The following is a 20221-nucleotide window of genomic DNA, read 5'->3' on the forward strand; positions in this document are numbered from 1 at the left end:
TTTTAACAATGGCTGAACGTCTGAATAACGACTTCCAGTTCATCGATGTCGGGCGCAAGGATCCGAAGAAGAAACTGTTGCGTCAACGCAAGAAAGAGTTCGTGGAGATCTACGAACCCTTCAAACCCCAGCACTCGGCCGATCAGGCCCACCGTTGCCTGGGTTGCGGTAACCCGTATTGCGAATGGAAGTGCCCGGTGCACAACTTCATTCCGAACTGGCTGAAGCTGGTGGCCGAGGGCAACATCCTCCAGGCCGCCGAGCTGTCGCACCAGACCAACACCCTGCCGGAAGTGTGCGGCCGGGTGTGCCCGCAGGATCGTCTGTGCGAGGGTGCCTGCACCCTCAACGACGGTTTCGGCGCGGTGACCATCGGTTCGGTCGAGAAGTACATCACCGATACCGCGTTCGCCATGGGCTGGCGCCCGGACATGTCCAAGGTCATACCGACCGGCAAGCGTGTTGCGGTGATCGGCGCAGGCCCGGCAGGCCTGGGCTGTGCCGACGTGCTGGTCCGCGGCGGCGTGACCCCGGTGGTGTTCGACAAGAACCCGGAAATCGGCGGTCTGCTGACCTTCGGCATCCCCGAGTTCAAGCTGGAAAAGACCGTGCTGAGCAATCGTCGCGAAGTCTTCACCGGCATGGGCATCGAGTTCCGTCTGAACACCGAAGTGGGCAAGGACGTGACCGTCGAGCAACTGCTCGAAGAGTACGATGCCGTGTTCATGGGCATGGGCACCTACACCTATATGAAGGGCGGCTTTGCCGGTGAGGATTTGCCGGGCGTGCATGACGCGCTGGACTTCCTGATCGCCAACGTCAATCGCAACCTGGGCTTTGAAAAGTCGCCGGAAGATTTCGTCGACATGAAAGGCAAGAAGGTGGTGGTGCTGGGTGGCGGCGACACGGCGATGGACTGCAACCGTACGTCGATTCGCCAGGGCGCCAAATCGGTGACTTGTGCTTATCGTCGAGACGAAGCGAACATGCCGGGCTCGCGCAAAGAGGTGAAGAACGCCAAGGAAGAAGGCGTGAAATTCCTCTACAACCGCCAGCCAATCGCGATCGTCGGTGAAGACCGCGTCGAAGGCGTGAAGGTGGTCGAGACCCGTCTCGGCGAACCGGACGCCCGTGGCCGTCGCAGCCCCGAGCCGATCCCGGGTTCCGAAGAGATCATCCCGGCCGACGCCGTGGTCATCGCGTTCGGTTTCCGTCCGAGCCCGGCGTCGTGGTTTGAACAGCACAGCATCCAGACCGACAGCCAGGGCCGCGTCGTGGCCCCGGAACAAGGTCAGTACAAGCACCAGACCAGCAACCCGAAAATCTTCGCCGGTGGCGACATGGTTCGCGGTTCTGACCTGGTGGTGACGGCGATCTTCGAAGGCCGCAATGCCGCCGAAGGGATCCTGGATTACCTGGGCGTCTAAATCCGATTTCGATTTGAAATGGGATCAAATGTGGGAGCGGGCTTGCTCGCGAAGGCGGTCTGTCAGTCAACATCTCTGTTGAATGTGACGGCCTCTTCGCGAGCAAGCCCGCTCCCACATTGGTTTCAGGGTGTTGCTAAATAGCGCATTCCACCGCGACAAATTGACCCGATAGACAAAAGGCTGACCTGCAACCGTGCCTTTTGCGTCGCGCTCTGAGAAAATGCCCGCACTTTTTTTCCGGATGCCGACATGACTGCCCTGAAGAACGACCGTTTCCTTCGCGCCCTGCTCAAGCAACCCGTAGACGTCACGCCTGTCTGGATGATGCGTCAGGCCGGTCGCTACCTGCCGGAATACCGCGCCAGCCGTGCCAAGGCCGGCGACTTTATGAGCCTGTGCATGAACCCGGAGTTCGCTTGCGAAGTCACGATGCAGCCGCTCGACCGCTACCCACAACTGGACGCGGCGATCCTGTTCTCCGACATCCTGACCATCCCCGATGCCATGGGCCAGGGCCTGTACTTCGAAACCGGTGAAGGTCCGCGCTTCAAGAAAGTCATCAGCACGATGGCTGACATCGAAGCACTGCCGATTCCTGATCCGCACAAAGACCTCGGCTACGTCATGGACGCGGTCAGCACCATCCGCCGCGAACTGAACGGCCGCGTGCCGCTGATCGGCTTCGCCGGCAGCCCATGGACCCTGGCCACCTACATGGTCGAAGGCGGCTCGTCGAAAGACTACCGCAAGACCAAAACCATGCTCTACGACAACCCGCAAGCCTTGCACCTGCTGCTGGACAAGCTCGCGCAGACGGTCACCAGCTACCTCAACGGCCAGATCATGGCCGGGGCGCAAGCGGTGCAGATCTTCGACAGTTGGGGCGGCAGCCTTTCGGCGGCGGCGTACCAGGAGTTCTCCCTGGCCTACATGCGCAAAATCGTCAGCGGCCTGATCCGCGAACATGAAGGCCGTAAAGTGCCGGTCATCCTGTTCACCAAAAATGGCGGCCTGTGGCTCGAAAGCATTGCTGATGCTGGCGCTGACGCGCTAGGCCTGGACTGGACCTGCGACATCGGCAGTGCCCGTGATCGCGTCGGCAGCAAAGTCGCCCTGCAAGGCAACATGGACCCGACCGTGCTCTATGCCAAGCCAGAAGCCATTCGCACCGAAGTCGGTCGCATCCTTGCCAGCTACGGCAAGGGCAGCGGCCACGTGTTCAACCTCGGTCATGGCATCACCCCTGAAGTCGACCCGGAACACGCCGGCGCCTTCCTGCGCGCGGTGCATGAACTGTCGGCGCAGTATCACGAGTGATCGTCGTCCAATAAAAAACGCCCGGCTTTTGCCGGGCGTTTTTGTATGAGATATCGGATCGTACGCGGTCAAAATGTGGGAGCGGGCTTGCTCGCGAAAGCGGTTGAACATTAAACATCGATGTCGACTGACCCACCGCTTTCGCGAGCAAGTCGAATCGTCGCACCGCCGCTCCCACAGGGTTCCGCGTCAGGCTTTTACTCCACCCAGCGGCGGCAACTTCGCCAGTTTCAACGCCACCAACAGCGCAATCACCAGCAACCCGCCAATGAACAACCCGATTCCGTTCCACCCGCCCAAGTGCCAGAACACCCCGCCCACCGTACCCGCAATGCTCGAACCGGCGTAATAGCTGAACAGATAAAGCGACGATGCTTGCCCTTTGGCCTTGATAGCTCTGCGGCCAATCCAGCTACTCGCCACCGAATGGGCGCCGAAGAAGCCGAAGGTGAAGATCAGCATGCCGATGATCACCACCGGCAGCGGCGTCAACATGGTCAGTGCAAGGCCGGCGATCATCAGCACGATGGTCGCCCATAGCACTTTGCGGCGGCCGAGCTGGTCGGCCAACGAGCCGATTTTCGCTGAGCTGTAGATACCCGACAGATACACCACCGAGAGCAGCCCGACGAAGGCCTGATCCATGTGGTACGGCTCGGCCAGCAGGCGATAGCCGATGTAGTTGAAGAGGGTGACGAACGCGCCCATCAGCACGAAGGCTTCAAGGAACAGCAGCGGCAGGCCGGCGTCACGAAAGTGCAGGGTGAAGCCGTCAATCAGGCTGCGCGGGTGCAAAGAGCGGGCGCGGAAGTTGCGCGACTCGGGAAGGATTTTCCAGAACACCGCCGCTGCGATCAGGGCCAGGCCGCCGATCACCAGCATCGCTGTGTGCCAGCTGACGAAGTCGATCAGCACGCCAGTGATCAAGCGTCCGCACATCCCGCCAATCGCGTTGCCGCCGATGTACAAACCCATGGCCAGACCGATGTGTTGCGGGTGGATCTCTTCACTCAAGTACGTCATGGCAACCGCTGCCAGGCCACTCAATGACAACCCTATCAGCGCCCGCATCACCAGCACGCCGTGCCAGCTCGGCATCATGGAACTGGCGATTGTGCAGAGCGCGGCAGCGAACAGCGCGGCGACCATCACCGGTTTGCGCCCGATGCGATCAGAGATCGGGCCGGTGATCAGCAGACCAATGGCGAGCATGCCGGTGGCGACCGACAGGATCAGGCTGCTCTGGGCGGCGTTGATGGCGTACTCATGAGACAGCAGCGGCATCATCGGCTGCACGCAGTAAAGCAGGGCGAAGGTCGCGAAGCCGCCGCAGAACAGCGCCAGCACCGTGCGCATGAACATCGGCGTGCCTTTTTCGATGTAGATCTCCTTTAATTCGGCGACAACATCGTCCACCGCTGCGGGCGGAACTTCATGGGCAAGGGGAGCAACAGCAGTTTTCACTTCGGACCTCGGAGGGCGCAGCCGGTCAGGCAATGAAAAAAGCATATAGCTGCCTAATGATTCAATCCAATATATTGTTCGACCTGTTTGATAGGTTTAACGACCTAATGGAGTTTTCATGGAATTGCGTCACCTGCGCTACTTCATCGCCGTCGCCGAAGAGCTGCACTTTGGCCGCGCCGCCCAGGTGCTGGGCATCTCGCAACCGCCCCTGAGCCAGCAGATTCAGGCGCTGGAGCAAGAGGTGGGCGCGCGGTTGTTCGAGCGGACCAATCGTCGGGTCGAGCTCAGTGAAGCCGGCCGGCTGTTTCTGGAAGAGGCGCGGCTGGTGCTGGCACAGGTCGACAAGGCGGCGGATGTTGCACGGCGGGCGCAGCTGGGTGAGCTGGGCGAACTGAAGATTGGCTTCACCTCGTCGGCGCCATTCAACTCGACCATCCCTCAGGCGATTTTTTCGTTTCGTCAGCGATTCCCGGCGGTGCACCTGAACCTGCGGGAGATGAGCAGCACTCAGGTAGCGGATGCGCTGGTGGATGAGTCGATTGAAGTCGGGATCATGCGGCCGCTTGGGTTGCCGGACTCGCTCAGCGTGGTGGAGCTGATGCGTGAGCCACTGGTGGCGGTGCTCAGCTCCAAGCATCCATTGGTGACCGATAGTGAAGAAGGCTTGTTTCTGTCGGCCCTGGCCCTCGAGCCTTTCGTATTTTTCCCACGCAGTTATGGCAGTGGTCTGTACGCACAATTGCTCAGCCTGGCCCGGGATGCCGGTTTCAGTCCGCACTTTGCCCAAGAGGCGGGCGAGGCGATGACGATCATTGGTCTGGTGGCGGCGGGGTTGGGTGTCTCGGTGCTGCCGGCGTCTTATCAGCGGATGCGCATCGATGGGGTGGTCTATCGGCCGCTGCTCGATCCTGAGGCCGTGTCGGCGGTGTGGCTGGTGCAGCGCAAGGATCAGAAGTCGCCGATGGCCAAGGCGTTTGTGGAGTTGTTGACGCGAAAGGTTGAGCCGCTGAAGGCGTGACTGCTTCGCAGTCATTCGCGAGCAAGCCCGCTCCCACAGTGGATGGGGGGTGGAACAAAAATCACTTCACACCGCAAATCCCTGTGGGAGCGGGCTTGCTCGCGAAAGCGTTCGCAAGTCCACCAAAAAGGGTGCAGTTGCCTATGCCAAAGCGGACGCTTCGCTGAAGGGTGTAAGACATTTCCGAACTACCTTGAACAGGCCACAGCGCCTTGCGGCATTGCCTACAACTACTCCAGAATCCGCCGGCTTGTGCGCTTTGGGGGCCATCGGTAACTTCGTTCGCATCACTGATCTCCAGTGATCGGGTTTAGTAGCCCGTGTTTACCCGTGGCGTATAGCGCATCAGATTGTCAGGTATCCCCATCCCTGTACTTTATGGTGGCTGTGCGTAGGGCGCTCTCGAGCGCGCCGGTCTCACGGGTCCCCGGTCTACTAACCTGCGCACAGCTACCACCTCATCTTATTAGTAGGGATGTGGTGGTAGCTCTAATCTCCAGGACCCGAATGATGCGTGAATATAAATCGAACTCACCGGACACCGATCCGGATGCTCCACGCCAACCAAGCAAAATCTTCCTCATCGCCCCCGATATCGACAATCACACCCTGCTGGCATACGCCTGTGAATCGCTGGCATCAGCCAACGTCATGGCGAGCGATTTCGCGAGATATCTGGAAGGATCGCAAAGCAACACACTGCTGGGTATTCAACAGTCGATCATGCTGGGGGAGCTGGCGGTGAATCGGGTGCTGGATAACCTCGATCCATCCTAGTGCGTCAGGGCGCTAACACTGCCTGCTTTCCCGAGAGGGACTTGTGAGACTCTGAGGATCCTGGGTAACCAGCCATCGCAGAGCCAGACAGGGCCGGGGCTATGTCGAACCGACCTGTTTGAGACGGCGCTATTGTGGCGAGGGAGCTTGCTCCCGCTGGGTCGCGAAGCGGCCCCAAAAGAAAGGACTGCTACGCAGTCCAGCGGGAGCAAGCTCCCTCGCCACAGGTTATTCATTGCTCGCAGCGTTTCTTTATCTGCCGGGCATCGCCTCGTTACGACCAACGCCGAAAGATCAGCGAAGTATTAACCCCACCAAACGCAAAGTTGTTGTTCATCACGTACTGGTTGCTCATCGGCCGGAACTCGCCGCGCAGGTAATCGAGTTTGCCGCAGTGCGGGTCGACGTCGTCGAGGTTGAGGGTGTGGATGTACAGGTCGCGGTTCATCATTTCGATGCTGAACCAGGATTCCAGTGCACCGCAGGCTCCGAGGGTGTGACCGAGGAAACTCTTTTGCGAGCTGATCGGCATGTGCTCGCCGAACAACGCACTCGTTGCCAGTGTTTCGGCGATGTCGCCCTGTTCAGTGGCTGTGCCGTGACCATTCACGTAGCCGATGTCAGAAGGCTGCAGCCCGGCGTCTTCCAGGGCCAGTTCCATGGCTCGGCGCATGGTGACCTGCTCTGGGCGGGTGGCGTGCTGGCCGTCGGCGTTGCTGCCGAAACCGACGAGTTCGGCGTGGATGTGCGCACCGCGAGCCAAGGCGTGTTCGAGTTCTTCGAGTACCAGCATGCCGCTGCCTTCACCAATCACCAGGCCATCGCGGCCGCTGTCGTAGGGCCGTGGGGATGTCTGCGGTGCATCGTTTTTCAGGCTGGTGGCGTAGAGCGCATCGAAGACCATGGCTTCGGTGGGGCACAGTTCTTCGGCACCGCCGGCGAGCATCAATGGCAGGCGACCGAACTTGACCGACTCGTAGGCATAACCGATGCCCTGGCTGCCGCTGGTGCAAGCGCTGGAGGTCGGGATCAGCCGGCCGGTGAGGCCGAAAAAGATGCTGATGTTCGCCGCCGTGGTGTGCGGCATCATGCGCACGTAGGAGTTGGCGTTCAGGCCCTCGGCCACCGAGTTGAGCAGCATGTTGCCGAATGCCTTGATCTCGTCGGTGCTGCCGGTGGATGAGCCGCAGGAAACGCCCATGCGCCCGTCCTTGATCGATTCGTCACCCAACAGCCCGGCATCGGCCAAGGCCTGTTCTGCCGCGCCGACCGCCAGGCGCGAGACCCGGCCCATGCTGCGCAATTGCTTGCGGGTCCAGTGGCTCGGCACTTTGAAGTCGTCGATCGGCCCCGCCAGGCGCGTGTTGAGTTCGGTGAAACGATCCCACTCGTCCATCCGACGGATACCGCTGCGGTTGGCCGCGAAGTTGGCGGCGATGGTGTCCCAATCGCTACCGAGTGAGGTGATGCCGGCCATGCCGGTGACGACGACGCGCTTCATCAGCACAGGCCTCCGTTGACGGCCAGAACCTGCCGGGTGATGTACGACGCTTCCGCCGACATCAGGAAATTCACCGCGCTGGCCACCTCTTCCGGGGTGCCCATGCGTTGTGCGGGGATCATTTTCATCATGTCTTCCACCGGCACGTTTTCATCGAGCATCGCGGTGTCGATCAAGCCGGGTGCGACACAGTTAACAGTAATTTTGCGCTTGCCCAATTCAATCGCCAACGCCTTCGCCGCGCCGATCAAACCGGCCTTGGAAGCGCTGTAGTTGACCTGGCCACGATTGCCGATCAACCCGGACACCGAGGTGATGCAAACAATCCGCCCGGCGGCGCGACGACGAATCATCGGCATCATCACCGGGTGCAGCACGTTGTAGAAACCGTCGAGGTTGGTGCGCATCACCACGTCCCAATCCTCTTCGCTCAAGGCCGGAAAAGCACCGTCGCGCGTCAGGCCGGCGTTCAGCACCACGCCGTAATAAGCGCCGTGGGTTTCCACGTCGGCTTCGAGAATGGCTTTGCAGTTGGCGCGATCGGACACGTCGAATTGCACAATGCGCACGTTGCGCCCCAAGGCTTCGATTTCGGCCTTCACGGCTTCTGCGTCCGCCAGGCCACTGCGGCAATGCAGCACGATGTCATGCCCGGCCTGGGCCAGACGCAAAGCGATAGCACGGCCGATGCCACGGCTGGAACCGGTGATCAGTACGGATTCAGTCATGGCTGGGTTCCTTGGGTTTCATGAAGGTATTGGGCAGCCTGAGGCGGACGGAACACGTTCAGACGAGCGGTGGCGTGAATGCCGGGGGCTGTGATGTGGCATTCGAACACGCCCATGCCGTTGTCGTCCTCCAGCGAGCGGATGCCGTGGATGGTCAGCTCGGTGCCGGCAGGGAAGTGCTCGACGTTGCATTCGTATTTGCGGGTGCCGAGCAGAAACCCCAGCTCCACCGCATCGCCTCGCTGGCGCGCATGGCAACCGGCGTAGGCGGCGACGCTCTGGGCCATCAGTTCGATGCCGACCCAGGCCGGCAGGCTGCCGTCCGGGCGGTTGAACAGGCCATCGGGTTTGACCGTGAGGCGGGTATAAATCTGCTCGTCATCGAACGACAGGATCTGCTCGATGAAGATCATGTCGCCAGCGTGCGGCAGCAGCTCGGCGATCGGCCAGTCAATCATGGGGCGTCTCCGATAATCAGGCTGACGTTGTTACCACCGAAGGCAAAGGAATTGCTCATCAGATAGCGAGGTGCAATGGACGTCAGGCGATCGGCCGGGGTCACCCATTTCAGGGCTGGCAATTGGGGATCCGGTTGGCCGTCCCAGACGTGGGGCGCCAGGGCGTGCTTGTGATTGCCTGCACTCAGGCTCAACCAGCAGAACGCCGCTTCCAGGGCGCCGGCCGCACCGAGGGTGTGACCGGTCATGGGTTTGGTCGACGAACACGGCACACCCGCCGGGAACAACGTCGCCACCGCCAGGCTTTCCATGGCGTCGTTGTGTTGGGTGGCGGTGCCGTGCAGGTTCAGGTAATCGATCTGCTGCGGCTGCAGATTTGCTCGGCTCAAGGCTTTGCGCATCGCTTGCAGGGCGCCGCGGCCGGTCGGTTCCGGTGCGGAAATGTGATGTGCATCGGAGCTGGCGCCACTGCCGAGCAGGGCAATCGGCTGGCTGTCGCCGACATTCTTGCTCATCAAAAACAGCACCGCCGCTTCGCCAATGTTGATGCCGTTACGGTTCACCGAAAACGGGTTGCAGCGTTGCCCGGACACTGCTTCCAGCGCCGAAAACCCATTGAGGGTCAACTTGCACAGGCTGTCGACACCGCCGCACAACACCGCGTCGCACACGCCCAGGTCCAGCAGTCGCTGAGCACTCATCAGCGCTCGGGCGCTGGAAGTGCAGGCCGTGGAAATCACATAGGCCGGGCCGCTCAGTTGCAGCCAGTCGGCGAGGAAGTTCGCCGGGGCGCCGAGTTCCTGTTGCTGATAGTCGTAATCGGCCGGGAACTGATGCTCGCGGATGTAATGGGCCAGGCTGCGACTGGCTTCGTCGATCCCCGAGGTGCTGGTGCCCAGAACGATACCGATGCGGTCTCGGCCGTAGGTCTGGATCGCCTGGTCGATGTCTTCGCGAATTTGCAGCGCGGCTTCCAGCAGCAATTGATTATTACGGGTGTCTTGCGGCGCAAGCTCAGCCGGGATCGGCGCCAGCTCGCCTTGGACCGCGGCCACGGGCAGCGACCGTTCCGCCACCCAGCCAGCCTCATTGCGCATGCCCGAACAGTCCCCGGCAAACAGGTTGCGGGCGACTTCGGACTTGTCACGGCCCAGGGCGCAGATCACCCCGAGGGCATTCAGGTAGGCCGTCATGGCGCGTCCTCGCTGAGCGGAGTGACTTGATATTTCGGTCCTTTGGGCAGGTTCAATTCAAAGCTCATGGGTTGTGAGTAGCGGACTTCCCAGTGCGCTGGCAAGGACCGTTGCGAGCCATGCTGCCACGCAGCGGGATAGTTGCCCGACAATTCATCTTTGGGAGTCAGCGCAAACAGCAGCGCGGCGAACAGCTCTCGCGCTTCCGGATTGGGTGGCAGCAGACCGTCAGCCTGCCACTCGCCATCGACCAGTTTCTGGCGTGCCTGGGGAATGCCCAGCAAGTCCATCATCGACCAGCGAATGCCGGGGCCTTCACGCTGGATCACCAGCACCCAGTCCTGCCGTTGGTCGGCTACCAGGCGCTGGATGTGCAATTGCAGCGGCAGCGACAGGTTCGGGGTTTGCTCGGGCAGCGGCGCCCGGCTGGCACAGGCGCTCAGCAACAGGACGCAACCCAACAGCAGAAAGCGGATCAGCACAGCAGCCCCTGTGGGAGCGGGCTTGCTCGCGAATGCGTCGGCACATCCAACACTATTGTTGACTGACACACCGCTTCCGCGAGCAAGCCCGCTCCCACAGGTTTGAGTTGCACTGAACATCACACAACACCTTCAAGGGGTTTGCGCGCGACCACATTGACCAGGGTTTCTTCCCGTTGGCCGAAGGGCTTTGGCCGGCGCAGACCCAAGCGTTCAAACAGGCCGAAATCCTTGGCGCGGCTCCACCACAAGTATGGATAAGACACGTTTTGCGGGCCGAGTTCGAAACCCTGCTGGCGAATCATCTCCAGGTACCCGGCGGCGCTCTTTTGCACGTGCATCGGATGGCGGAACAACCAGCGGATTACCCAGGTATCAATGTAAGCCTCGGTGGATTCGGCGAACAGCAGATAGCCTCCGGGCTTGAGTACACGGTAGAACTCGGCCAGTGCCTGTTCCTGCTGCACCAGATGGTGGAAGGTCTGGTGACAGAACAGCAAGTCGACGCTGGCGTCCGGGACGTTGATGCTCGCACAGTCACTGCCGGTCAACTCCACCGCCATGCCCTGACGGGCGGCTTCTTCGCCGGCCAGGTTCAGGCTGTGCGGGTCGGCGTCCAGACCGATCAGGCGCTGGGGCGCGAAGGTCTGGCGCAGGTACTGAAACGACTTGCCCTGACCGCAACCGGCATCCAGCAGCACCGGGTTGCTTGGCGGTGTTTCGCTGAACAGGCTGCGCAAATCGGTGATTGCCACTCGCAGAACATGGTGCTGCCAGGTGTGGCTGCGCAGGAACCAGAAACCAAAGCGGGTTTCTTCGACGTAGGTGTCGCTCAAGTAGCTCATGTGGCGTCCTTTGCACAGAGCTCCGAGAGCATCCGCAGCCGGCGCTTGGGCTCGGCGACGAACGGATTACGCTCGTCCCAGGCATAACCGGCGAGGATCGAGCTGATCATGCGGCGAATATCCGGCGAGCCGCCGTCAAAATAAATCACATCCTGGAACGTCCCGGCGTACCAGCCTTCGACGTAGCAACGGAACGTGTCGACGCCGCGCTTGAGCGGGATGGCGAACTCAGTCTGCCAGTCGACACTTTCGCCTTGCAGTTGGCGATGCAGCACCGCGGCGGCCATGCTCGCCGAACGCATGGCGATAGTCACGCCGGAGGAGAACACCGGGTCGAGGAATTCTGACGCGTTGCCGAGCAGGGCAAAGCCTGGCCCGTGGAGGGTTTTGACGTTGGCCGAGTAGCCGCCGATGGTTCGGGCCGGCGTGTCCCACACGGCGTTGTTCAGCACGCCGGCCAGGCTTGGGGTTTCAGCGATGAACCCTCGCAGGCACTCGTCCAGATTCTCCATACGGCCTTCGAAGTGCTCGGCTGCCGCGACCACGCCCACCGAACAACGGCCGTTGCTGAACGGGATGGTCCAGAACCAGATATCGCGGTGGATCGGATGGGTGGTGATGAGGATTTTTTCCCGCTCGAAGGCCGGGTTGTCGATGTGGTCTTCGACGTGGGTGAACACGGCCTGGCGCACCGGGAAATCCGACGGTGCTTCAAGGTCGAGCAAGCGCGGCAGCACACGGCCGTAGCCGCTGGCATCCAGCACGAAATCGGCTTCGACGCGGTACTGGCTGCCGTCTTCGCGAAGCACGTCGAGCTGCGGTTTCGGCAGGGCGAAATCGACGCTGACGATGGCTTCGCCGTAACGAACGTCCACGCCTTGCAGCGCGGCCTGATCGGCCAGCAGCTTGTCGAAATCGGCACGCAGGACCTGGAAGGTGGTCGGCTTGCCGTTGCTGAACGTCTCGCCGAAATCAAAGGCGCTGTATTGCTCGCCCCAAGCGAATGCCGCACCGTTTTTCAACTGGAATCCGGCGGCGTTCACCGCCTCGAGCATGCCGGCTTCTTCGACGAAATCCAGGCAGTGGGACAGCAGGCTTTCACCGATGGAAAACCTTGGAAAATGCTGGCGTTCGATCATCAACACGTCATGACCTTTGCGCTTGAGCAGCGCGGCGGCGATGGCGCCCGATGGACCTGCACCGATCACCACGACCTGGCGATGTTCCATTTCAACTGTTGGCACGGGGGCTCCTTGCCGGGACGGCGATGTTCAGAGGGGTTCGGTGCATACCGGCGAGTGCCGGCAGCAGTGTCGCGATCAGGCCCATCACCATCAGCGCGAAGTACAGTGCCGGGCTGATGAGTTGTTGTTGCAGCAGCAGGTTGAGAAAGACGATCTCGCTCAAGCCACGAATATTCAGCAAGACACTTTCCCGCCAGCGACTGGCGCCTTCAAACGAGGCGCCGGCCCAGCCGAGGCCCAGCCAGTTGCCCAGCAGTTTACTGGCTATCGGGAACAGCAACAGTGCCGCCAGTTGCACCCAGCCGAGGCTGGCCATGGCCGCGTGGACGTTGATTTGCACGATACCGAACGTGAGGATCAGCGGGATCGCGACATACGTCTGCAAGTGACTCATCCAGATCACCGGCAACGGCAGCACCAGCGGCACTTTGAGCGCGGCCATCCACAGCAGGTAACCGATACCGAAAATCAGCGCATTGAGCTTGAAGTGTTCCGCCACGACCAGCAGTGCGAAGAAGCAACCGCTGTGCAGCAACGGTTGGCGCAAGCGCAGCAGACGCAGCAGCAACGGCAGGCAGGCGCCGGCCAGCGGCAGCAAGAGGCTGCTCAGGTGCAGGCTGCCCTGGGCGATGGCGAACAGGGTCCAACAGGTGAGGTCGATCAGGATCGCGGTCTGCACCAGTCGCCGGGTAGCGGCAGGCGGGTACTTGATGTGCCGCAGGTACAGATACAACACCGGAATCGCCGTGATGGCGAACAGCAGACCAACCGCCAGCGAACTGATCCAGGGTTGCGGCGGTAACAGCCACACCGCTGTCGCGAGACCGCAGGCAAATGGAATGCAGAAACTCGGCAGGGCGATTTTCAGGCTCTGACGGTCGAGCCGCAGGTCAATAACGTCACTGAGAATGTGCCCCAGCAACAAGGCAAAGCCCAGGCTGTAGACGTTTTTCAGCCAGGCCGGCGCGACCAGTGCGGCGCCGCTCAATTGCCATTGGGGCTCGATCCAGAAGTACATCAACAGCGGCAGGCCGAAGGTGGCCAGCAGCAACTGGCTGACAATCGGGATCACGCCGAAGTGACGACCGACACGGGTGGCCACGGCGAACAGCGCCAGGGCCATGACCCAGAACACGGCGACCATCATGTTGCCGACTCCGTGACCGGAGCGACGTGAACCTGGCGTCCGGCCCACGGCGCAAGGATGAAGCTGTACGCCAGGCCGAGGCTCACCGACAGACCGAAGTTGCTCACCGCCGGCGTGCTGGACACCGCCAGCAAACCGAACGACAGCCAGGTGGTCAGCGCCGCCAGCAAGGTGCCCAGCAGGCTCACGGCAGCGCCGCCGACCTGTTCACGCATGAGGATCGCGTAATCGACGCTGATGGCCGTCACCAGCAGCAGGCCGAACAGGCTGAACAGCGTCAGCGGTTGCCCCAGCCAGCCGAGACTGGCCAGGCTGCACAGCGCGGCCAACAGCGGCAGCGAGACGATTCTCAGCGCGCCGCCGAAACCGAACGGCAGGATCAGCACCAGCACGATCAGCACACAGGAAGCGAGCTTCAACTCTGCGGCACTGATCTGGGTGTCGGCGAACACCTTGTTCAACTCACCAAGGCGATCCACCAGTTCCACCCCCGGCAAATCCAGCGCCTGGGCGCGCAGCAGGGCAGGGTTGTTCAGCCCTTGCAGACTGACCATCGCCGCTACGCCGTCATCGGTCGGTCCCAGCCACAGCGTGCGATAGGGTTCAGCCAACGGACCGACCAGCGCTGCGTCGATGTCTTCGGTGGGCAGTGCCTGCAACTTCGTGAGCTCTGTTTGCAGCGCCTCGGCCGGCACGCCGACATCGAGCAGCGGTTGCCAGAACGGCGGCAACTTGTTCAGCGCTTCACGCACTTTGCGCTGTTCGGTGGGTGGGCTGACCAATTGATTGAGCGACAGATAACCCTGGAGTTTTTCCAGGCTGACCAGCTGATCCAGCCGCTCGCTCAGCGCGGTTTGGCGTTCCAGCAGTTGCTGCTGATTGGCCGCGCGCACCAGGAAGAACTGGCTGGTGGGTTGATAGCCGGTGATGCGTGCAATGGTTTGTGCTTCGTCAGTCAGTTGCTGCGGTGCAGCGACCCATTGGCGAATGTCGTTTTTGGTGTCGAGCTGCAACAGGCCGCCCACACAAAAGGCAATCAGCAGCGCCAACAGCACCGGCGTACTTGCGAGTTTGAGCAGCGTTTCACGGCACCTCAGCAAATACTCGGACACCCGCAGCGGCCACTGCGCTGGACGCAAATCCGTGCCCTTGAGCAGTGCCGGCAGCAGGCACACCGCGGACAAATAAGCACCGAGCAGACCGGCGGCAGAGAACACGGCAATCTGGGTCAGCGCCGGGAACGGTGTCCAGGCCAGGGCCAGGTAACCGATGCAACTGGTGATCAGGCTCAGCGTCAGGCCCGGCAACGTCAGGCGCAGGGCCGGCCAACTGTGCCAGGGCTTCAGGCTCCAGCTCTTGGACAGATAGTGCAGCGGGTAATCGACCGCTACGCCGATCAGGCTCGAACCGAGCACCAGCGTCATCACATGCATATGGCCGAACAGCGCCACACAGGCCACCGCGCCGAAAAGCATGCCGACCAGCACCGGGACGAAGGCCAGCAACACCCGCCAGCGCCGGAAGGCCAGCAGCAACAGCAACAGAATGCCCGCCGTGGCGCCGCCTCCGACCCAGGTCATTTCCCGGGTGGCTTGCTTTTGCCCGCTGGCCGCATAGAGCAAACCGCTGGCGGCAAGCAATTGAACGTTGGCCTGGGCGGCTTCTTCACGGCTGTGCTGGAGCAGGTCGGCCACTTGCAGCGGCAGGTTCATGTCGAAGGCATTGCCGGTGGTGCGCGAGCGCAGCAGCACCCAACTCTTGCCGTCGGCATCGGCGACCAACGCACCGCTACCGATGTCCAGTTGCACTGAACCGTGCTGCGGCTGGCTGTTCTGGATGCGTCCGGTCAGGCCGAGCCAGTCATCCTGGCTCGGCACCAGACTGAAACCGGTGAAGGGGTCGAACAGCGCTTGGACTCGCTGCTGGATAAAGGCATCGGGATGCTCGATCAGCTGCTGTCGGTCAGCCGTTGACAACATCGCAAGTCGACCATTGAGCAATTGCGTGCGCAGCGCCGGCAAGTCGGCTTGCAGGTTCCACTGGACCTTCTCGAACAAGCCGCTCGCCTGCCATTGCTCGCCCAGTTTCTGCGCCATCGCGACCGCTTGCTGGCGATCGGTGTGGCCGACCAGCACCAGCATTTCGCGGTTCAGTGGTTCTTGCATGCGTTGTTCGGCGCGCAGTTCCAGCGCGTCCGGCGCCGTACCCGGCACCAGTTCCATGAGGTTGGCCGACAGCGGTGCGCCGTCACGCCATTGCCAACCGGCGAGCGCGAGCACCGCCAGCAGCAGGATCAGAAACAGCCGTGGAAGCCTCCGTTCACTCGGCAAAGTCATGTTGCTCCGCGTCGCTCAACGGTTGGGCGCTGGTGCTGTCCTGCATGCGCAAAAGCGTGCTGTCGCCCTGGGTTTCGAGCAGCTCGATGCTGTGCACCAGTTCGCCGCCGTCAATGTTGATCTGAGTGAAGACCTGCTTGAGCAGCATGGAGCGCGGGGTCAGCGTCAGCTTCCAGTTCTGTGCGTCGCCGCTCAGTGAAAGCTCGAAATCCCGTTGCAGCCCGCTGCTGTCACCTTGCAGGACGGCGAGGAACAAACGGTTCTGCTCGGCGCCGGCACTCTTGCTCGGCAGCATTTGCCAACCGTTGGCGTCACGCCGGGCAATGCCTTTGGCGCTGATGCGGTAATCCTGTTGCAGCGGGGTTTTCAGCAGCCACAGCAGACCGTGGTTTTTAGCGAGGACGAAAGTGCCCTTGCTGGTCAGCGGCTGGGGCAGGGCGCGCAGGTGTTTTTCCTGGATGAAATTGCCGTGGATGACGTCAGGTTTGGCCAATTGATCGCTGAGCTGTTGCAGATCGAATGCATGAGCGATCGATGACAACCCAAGCAGCGCCAATGCGCCGAGGCATTTGAAGAACGGGTTCATGCGAGCATCCTTTCAACAGCGTTGGTGAAGACCTTGGGTGAGGCCAACTGCATTTCGCGGCTGCTCATGTCCACGGCGACCTGCACGGAACTGGCGCGGGTCAAGCGTTCGCCGGTTTCCAGATCGCTGATCAGGTAGCTGATCTTCAGACGGTTCTCCCATTCCACCAGATTGGCGCGCACGTTGAGCTTTTGGCCAAACACGGCGCCGCGCACATAACGCAATTGCAGATCGATCACCGGCCAGGCGTAACCCGACTCGACCATGGCCGAATAGTTGTGGCCGATCTTGTCCAGCAGCGCGCAGCGGGCGACTTCCAGGTATTTGATGTAATGGCCGTGCCAGACGACGTTCATGGTGTCGACATCAAAGAACGGCACGAGGATTTCCGTATCGGTGTGAAGCACTCCCTTGCTACGCATGCAGCCTCCAGTGTTGCTCGGCGATACGTTGCAGACACAGGCGCAATTCACCTTCCAGCGCGCGGTCTTCGATGACCGGCGGGAAGTCCTTGGCTAACTCTTCGTGCATGGCGGCCAGGGCTGGCGGCAATGGACGTGCATCCTCGGCCTTGCTGCGCAGCCAGACGCCTTGGTTGGCGGCCAGCAGGGTGGCGGCGGCGACCTGTTCGGTCAGTTCCAGCACGCGAATCGCATCGCGGGCGGCGATGGTGCCCATGCTCACTTTGTCCTGGTTGTGGCACTCGGTGGAGCGCGAGAAGACGCTGGCCGGCATGGTGTTTTTCAGCGCTTCGGCGGTCCAGGCACTGGTGCCGATCTGCACGGCTTTGAAGCCGTGATTGAGCATCGCCCGGTCAGCGGTGGCGCCGGACAGGTTGCTCGGTAAACCGTGGTTGTAACGCTCGTCCACCAGCAAGGCGAGTTGACGGTCGAGCAGGTCGGCGACGTTGGCCACCAGGTTTTTCAGGCTGTCCATGGCGAACGCAATGTGGCCGCCGTAGAAGTGCCCGCCGTGCAGCACGCGTTCGGCTTCGGCGTCGATAATCGGGTTGTCGTTGGCGCTGTTGAGCTCGATCTCGATGAACGAGCGCAGCCAGTTCAGGCTGTCGGCCAATACGCCGAGGACATGGGGCGCGCAACGCAGGGAATAACGGTCTTGCAGGCGATGCAGCGGCGCGGTCGGCGCGTCGATCGCCAGATCCTTGCGCAGCCACGCGGCGACTTGCATTTGCCCAGGATGCGGTTTGGTGGCGAACAGGCGCTCGTCGAAGTGCTCGGGGTTGCCTTGCAGGGCGACCACGTTCAACGCGGTGATGCGCGTGGCCAGTTGCAGCAGGTAATCGGCGCGGGCATAGGCCAGGCACGCGAGACCGGTCATGACGGCGGTGCCGTTCATCAGCGCCAGGGCTTCTTTGGGGCGCAGTACCAGCGGCTCCCAACCCAGTTCGCGGTGCACGTCGGCAGCTAGTCGGCGTTCGCCCCGGAACATCACTTCACGCTCGCCGGACAAGGTCGCGGCGACATAGGACAGCGGCGTCAGATCACCGCTGGCGCCCACCGAGCCCTCTTCCGGGATCAGCGGCAGAATGTCGTGTTCGAGGAAGGCTTGCAGGCGTTCCAGCAGTTCCACGCGCACCCCGGACACGCCGTGGCACAGCGACTGCAAACGCGCCGCCAGCACCGCGCGAGTGGCCTGCGCATCCAGCAGTTTGCCCAGACCGCAGCCGTGGAACGTGTACAGATGACGAGGCAACGCCTCGACGTGATGCAGCGGCACCGCGACCACGCAGGAATCGCCGTAACCGGTGGTCACGCCGTAGATCACGCCTTCCTTGTCCAGCAGGGAGTCGAGGAATCGCGCACCCTTGGCGATACGCTCGCGGTACGCAGGGTCGCTTTGCAACTGCGTCGGCACCTGACGGTTGGCCAGGGCCAGCACGTCCTCAATGCGCAAAGGGAGTTCGCCGAAGGTTACCGGCTCAAGCGTTGGCGTCGTCATCGGTCTTCCAGAAAGGGTAAAAGTTGAACCATTGTTGGGGCGCTTCAAGGCAATAGTGACCCAAGCGTTCGGCATAGCGGGAGGCCCACTGATGAATGACCTGCTCACGGTCGCTGCGTTTCCACACCACGGCCTCGGCGAATGGTTCGAGGGTCAGTCGATAGTCGCCCGTCGGCTTCTTCAGGCACAGCATCAGGTTGATCGGGCATTTCAGCAGACCGGCCAGCAACCAGGGCCCCTGAGGGAACGCGGCTTGATGGCCGAGGAAATCCACCGTCACGCTGCGCCCGCCATGCAGCGGCACGCGATCGCCGGCAATCGCCAGCCATTCGCCGCGCTCCAGGCGTTCATGGAGTTGCAGCATGATCAGCGGGTCCAGTTCGCTGACCTGAATCAGCCGCAAATTAGTCGCGCCAGCTTCACCGAGCAAGCGGTTGAATTGTTCGGCGTGCTTGGTGTGCACCAGCACGTTCATCGTGACTTTTTCGCCGATCTCGGCCAGCGCACGGCAGACCTCGAGATTGCCCAAATGCGCGCCTACCAGCATCTGCCCGCGGGTGCCGCGCAGTTGATTGCGCAGCAAGGCCGGGTCGATGATTTCAATCTGCTCGATGCTCAATTTGCCGTTCCAGACGTCGAGCTTGTCGAGCATGGAGTCGGCGAAGGCCATGAACTGGCCAAACACTCGCCAATGGGTCGGGCGCAATTCGTTGCGACCACTCCAGTCGGCGAGCCGCTGCTGGTATTGCCAGGCGCTGCGACGGGCGCCGCGACCGAACAGGAAAAAGTACAGAACGATGCCGTACAGCAGCGGGCTCAGCAGCCGACGGCCCAGCACTTTGGCGCAGAGTGCGGTGAATTTCATCAACCAGAAACTGCCGCGCTCTTCGCGATCAGCCCAGTGCTTTTTATCCGCGTCAGTGCTCATGTTCGCCACCGTCGCCAGAGAATCACTGGCGCGCGCAGCAACATGCCGAAGAACAACCGGGTGTGCATGCTCGTAATCAGCACGTTGTCGTGGAACAGGCGGAAATGCGAGACGCCATCCAGTGGGTAATGAACGTTGGTTTGCAGCCATTGCATGGGGATATTGCGCCAGGCCAGTCGTACCAGAATGTCGGAGTCGAAGTCCATGCGCTTGCCGATCTTCGCCGAATCGATCAGCGCCAGGGTCGGTGGTAACGGATAGACGCGGAACCCGCACATGGAATCGCGAATCTGCAACGACAGGGTGTTGATCCAGACCATGACGTGAGTCAGGTAACGGGCGTACAAGCGACCTTTCGGCACGCTGGCGTCGTATCGTGGATAGCCGCAGATCACCGCCTCGGGATGGGCGCGTGACAGTTCAATGAAGGTCTGGACGTCTTGCAGATCATGCTGACCGTCGGCGTCCACCTGCAAGGCATGGCTGAAGCCCAGGCGCGAGGCTTCGCGAAAACCGGTCATGACCGCGCCACCCTTGCCCTGGTTGGCACCAAGCCGGATCAGGAATACGTTGTCGCGCAAGGCCAGTTGATCGAGCACCTTTGCGCAGGCCAGGCTGCTGGCATCGTCCACCAGAATGCATGGCAGGCTGCTGGCGAGCAGCGCATCAACCACCGTGGTGATGGCGGTTTCATGGTTGTAGACCGGGACAATTGCGCAGGGGTTATGCATGTTGGCTCACACCTGAAAGACCGAGGTGCCTGCTTCGCGAGCAAGCCCGCTCCCACATTGGATCTCTTGCAAAC

At 61.5% G+C, this 20221-nt stretch carries 19 protein-coding genes; 4 read left to right on the forward strand and 15 right to left on the reverse strand.

Annotated elements, in window-relative coordinates; genetic code table 11:
• The first annotated feature begins 8 nt into the window (after positions 1 to 8).
• The gene (locus KW848_RS11660; protein ID WP_008149580.1) at positions 9 to 1427 is read left to right on the forward strand and encodes an FAD-dependent oxidoreductase; all 1419 of its coding nucleotides are present in this window, start codon (positions 9 to 11) and stop codon (positions 1425 to 1427) included.
• Between the two features lie 252 nt (positions 1428 to 1679).
• Positions 1680 to 2747: a uroporphyrinogen decarboxylase gene (gene hemE, locus KW848_RS11665; RefSeq protein ID WP_008149581.1), complete on the forward strand. Its 1068-nt coding sequence runs from the start codon at positions 1680 to 1682 to the stop codon at positions 2745 to 2747.
• 189 nt (positions 2748 to 2936) lie between these two features.
• Here the strand turns inward: hemE and KW848_RS11670 are convergent, their stop codons facing one another.
• Positions 2937 to 4211, reverse strand: a complete 1275-nt coding sequence (locus KW848_RS11670; protein WP_218536895.1) for an MFS transporter — start codon at positions 4209 to 4211, stop codon at positions 2937 to 2939.
• A 118-nt stretch (positions 4212 to 4329) separates the two neighbouring features.
• Here KW848_RS11670 and KW848_RS11675 point away from each other — a divergent pair, with 118 nt between their 5' ends.
• Both KW848_RS11675 and KW848_RS11680 read left to right on the forward strand, forming a co-directional pair.
• Positions 4330 to 5232, forward strand: a complete 903-nt coding sequence (locus tag KW848_RS11675; RefSeq protein WP_201183980.1) for a LysR family transcriptional regulator — start codon at positions 4330 to 4332, stop codon at positions 5230 to 5232.
• A gap of 510 nt (positions 5233 to 5742) precedes the next feature.
• Positions 5743 to 6009: a DUF6124 family protein gene (locus KW848_RS11680; protein ID WP_111449360.1), complete on the forward strand. Its 267-nt coding sequence runs from the start codon at positions 5743 to 5745 to the stop codon at positions 6007 to 6009.
• Between the two features lie 274 nt (positions 6010 to 6283).
• Here the strand turns inward: KW848_RS11680 and KW848_RS11685 are convergent, their stop codons facing one another.
• The 14 genes from KW848_RS11685 to KW848_RS11750 are packed head-to-tail and all read right to left on the reverse strand — an operon-like array spanning position 6284 to position 20147.
• Positions 6284 to 7510, reverse strand: coding sequence for a beta-ketoacyl-ACP synthase (locus tag KW848_RS11685; RefSeq protein ID WP_111449359.1), 1227 nt, complete (start codon positions 7508 to 7510; stop codon positions 6284 to 6286).
• Positions 7510 to 8238 carry a 3-oxoacyl-ACP reductase FabG gene (gene fabG, locus KW848_RS11690; RefSeq protein WP_111449358.1) on the reverse strand — a complete coding sequence of 243 codons (729 nt, stop codon included), beginning with the start codon at positions 8236 to 8238 and terminating at the stop codon, positions 7510 to 7512. The genes KW848_RS11685 and fabG overlap by 1 nt, the downstream gene beginning before the upstream one ends.
• Positions 8235 to 8696 carry a hotdog family protein gene (locus KW848_RS11695; protein ID WP_218536896.1) on the reverse strand — a complete coding sequence of 154 codons (462 nt, stop codon included), beginning with the start codon at positions 8694 to 8696 and terminating at the stop codon, positions 8235 to 8237. Before KW848_RS11695 ends, fabG begins: the two co-directional genes overlap by 4 nt.
• The gene (locus KW848_RS11700) at positions 8693 to 9889 is read right to left on the reverse strand and encodes a beta-ketoacyl-[acyl-carrier-protein] synthase family protein (protein ID WP_218536897.1); all 1197 of its coding nucleotides are present in this window, start codon (positions 9887 to 9889) and stop codon (positions 8693 to 8695) included. Before KW848_RS11700 ends, KW848_RS11695 begins: the two co-directional genes overlap by 4 nt.
• The gene (locus KW848_RS11705) at positions 9886 to 10491 is read right to left on the reverse strand and encodes a hypothetical protein (protein WP_218536898.1); all 606 of its coding nucleotides are present in this window, start codon (positions 10489 to 10491) and stop codon (positions 9886 to 9888) included. Before KW848_RS11705 ends, KW848_RS11700 begins: the two co-directional genes overlap by 4 nt.
• Positions 10491 to 11216: a class I SAM-dependent methyltransferase gene (locus tag KW848_RS11710; RefSeq protein WP_218536899.1), complete on the reverse strand. Its 726-nt coding sequence runs from the start codon at positions 11214 to 11216 to the stop codon at positions 10491 to 10493. The genes KW848_RS11705 and KW848_RS11710 overlap by 1 nt, the downstream gene beginning before the upstream one ends.
• The gene (locus KW848_RS11715; protein ID WP_218536900.1) at positions 11213 to 12460 is read right to left on the reverse strand and encodes an NAD(P)/FAD-dependent oxidoreductase; all 1248 of its coding nucleotides are present in this window, start codon (positions 12458 to 12460) and stop codon (positions 11213 to 11215) included. The genes KW848_RS11710 and KW848_RS11715 overlap by 4 nt, the downstream gene beginning before the upstream one ends.
• A complete protein-coding gene (locus KW848_RS11720; protein WP_218536901.1) occupies positions 12447 to 13607 on the reverse strand; it encodes a sodium:proton antiporter in 1161 nt (386 codons plus the stop codon). Before KW848_RS11720 ends, KW848_RS11715 begins: the two co-directional genes overlap by 14 nt.
• Positions 13604 to 15943, reverse strand: coding sequence for an MMPL family transporter (locus KW848_RS11725; protein WP_218536902.1), 2340 nt, complete (start codon positions 15941 to 15943; stop codon positions 13604 to 13606). Before KW848_RS11725 ends, KW848_RS11720 begins: the two co-directional genes overlap by 4 nt.
• On the reverse strand, positions 15927 to 16529 hold the full coding sequence (locus KW848_RS11730) for an outer membrane lipoprotein carrier protein LolA (protein WP_218536903.1): 603 nt from the start codon (positions 16527 to 16529) through the stop codon (positions 15927 to 15929). The genes KW848_RS11725 and KW848_RS11730 overlap by 17 nt, the downstream gene beginning before the upstream one ends.
• Positions 16526 to 16951 carry a thioesterase family protein gene (locus KW848_RS11735; protein ID WP_218536904.1) on the reverse strand — a complete coding sequence of 142 codons (426 nt, stop codon included), beginning with the start codon at positions 16949 to 16951 and terminating at the stop codon, positions 16526 to 16528. The genes KW848_RS11730 and KW848_RS11735 overlap by 4 nt, the downstream gene beginning before the upstream one ends.
• On the reverse strand, positions 16944 to 18488 hold the full coding sequence (gene hutH / locus KW848_RS11740; protein WP_218536905.1) for a histidine ammonia-lyase: 1545 nt from the start codon (positions 18486 to 18488) through the stop codon (positions 16944 to 16946). The genes KW848_RS11735 and hutH overlap by 8 nt, the downstream gene beginning before the upstream one ends.
• Complete coding sequence (locus KW848_RS11745) at positions 18469 to 19416, reverse strand: glycosyl transferase (protein WP_218536906.1); 948 nt, start codon at positions 19414 to 19416, stop codon at positions 18469 to 18471. Before KW848_RS11745 ends, hutH begins: the two co-directional genes overlap by 20 nt.
• A complete protein-coding gene (locus KW848_RS11750; RefSeq protein ID WP_218536907.1) occupies positions 19413 to 20147 on the reverse strand; it encodes a glycosyltransferase family 2 protein in 735 nt (244 codons plus the stop codon). The genes KW848_RS11745 and KW848_RS11750 overlap by 4 nt, the downstream gene beginning before the upstream one ends.
• Between the last annotated feature and the right edge of the window lie 74 nt (positions 20148 to 20221).

The organism is Pseudomonas sp. PDM25, from assembly GCF_019219045.1.
Classification (GTDB): domain Bacteria; phylum Pseudomonadota; class Gammaproteobacteria; order Pseudomonadales; family Pseudomonadaceae; genus Aquipseudomonas.

Excerpts from the sequence above, each read along its gene's own strand:
- KW848_RS11660 (WP_008149580.1), top strand. The coding sequence starts at position 9 with ATGGCTGAACGTCTGAATAACGACTTCCAGTTCATCGATGTCGGGCGC.
- hemE (WP_008149581.1), top strand. The coding sequence starts at position 1,680 with ATGACTGCCCTGAAGAACGACCGTTTCCTTCGCGCCCTGCTCAAGCAA.
- KW848_RS11675 (WP_201183980.1), top strand. The coding sequence starts at position 4,330 with ATGGAATTGCGTCACCTGCGCTACTTCATCGCCGTCGCCGAAGAGCTG.
- KW848_RS11680 (WP_111449360.1), top strand. The coding sequence starts at position 5,743 with ATGCGTGAATATAAATCGAACTCACCGGACACCGATCCGGATGCTCCA.
- KW848_RS11685 (WP_111449359.1), bottom strand. The coding sequence starts at position 7,510 with ATGAAGCGCGTCGTCGTCACCGGCATGGCCGGCATCACCTCACTCGGT.
- fabG (WP_111449358.1), bottom strand. The coding sequence starts at position 8,238 with ATGACTGAATCCGTACTGATCACCGGTTCCAGCCGTGGCATCGGCCGT.
- KW848_RS11695 (WP_218536896.1), bottom strand. The coding sequence starts at position 8,696 with ATGATTGACTGGCCGATCGCCGAGCTGCTGCCGCACGCTGGCGACATG.
- KW848_RS11700 (WP_218536897.1), bottom strand. The coding sequence starts at position 9,889 with ATGACGGCCTACCTGAATGCCCTCGGGGTGATCTGCGCCCTGGGCCGT.
- KW848_RS11705 (WP_218536898.1), bottom strand. The coding sequence starts at position 10,491 with ATGTTCAGTGCAACTCAAACCTGTGGGAGCGGGCTTGCTCGCGGAAGC.
- KW848_RS11710 (WP_218536899.1), bottom strand. The coding sequence starts at position 11,216 with ATGAGCTACTTGAGCGACACCTACGTCGAAGAAACCCGCTTTGGTTTC.
- KW848_RS11720 (WP_218536901.1), bottom strand. The coding sequence starts at position 13,607 with ATGATGGTCGCCGTGTTCTGGGTCATGGCCCTGGCGCTGTTCGCCGTG.
- KW848_RS11725 (WP_218536902.1), bottom strand. The coding sequence starts at position 15,943 with ATGACTTTGCCGAGTGAACGGAGGCTTCCACGGCTGTTTCTGATCCTG.
- KW848_RS11730 (WP_218536903.1), bottom strand. The coding sequence starts at position 16,529 with ATGAACCCGTTCTTCAAATGCCTCGGCGCATTGGCGCTGCTTGGGTTG.
- KW848_RS11735 (WP_218536904.1), bottom strand. The coding sequence starts at position 16,951 with ATGCGTAGCAAGGGAGTGCTTCACACCGATACGGAAATCCTCGTGCCG.
- hutH (WP_218536905.1), bottom strand. The coding sequence starts at position 18,488 with ATGACGACGCCAACGCTTGAGCCGGTAACCTTCGGCGAACTCCCTTTG.
- KW848_RS11745 (WP_218536906.1), bottom strand. The coding sequence starts at position 19,416 with ATGAGCACTGACGCGGATAAAAAGCACTGGGCTGATCGCGAAGAGCGC.
- KW848_RS11750 (WP_218536907.1), bottom strand. The coding sequence starts at position 20,147 with ATGCATAACCCCTGCGCAATTGTCCCGGTCTACAACCATGAAACCGCC.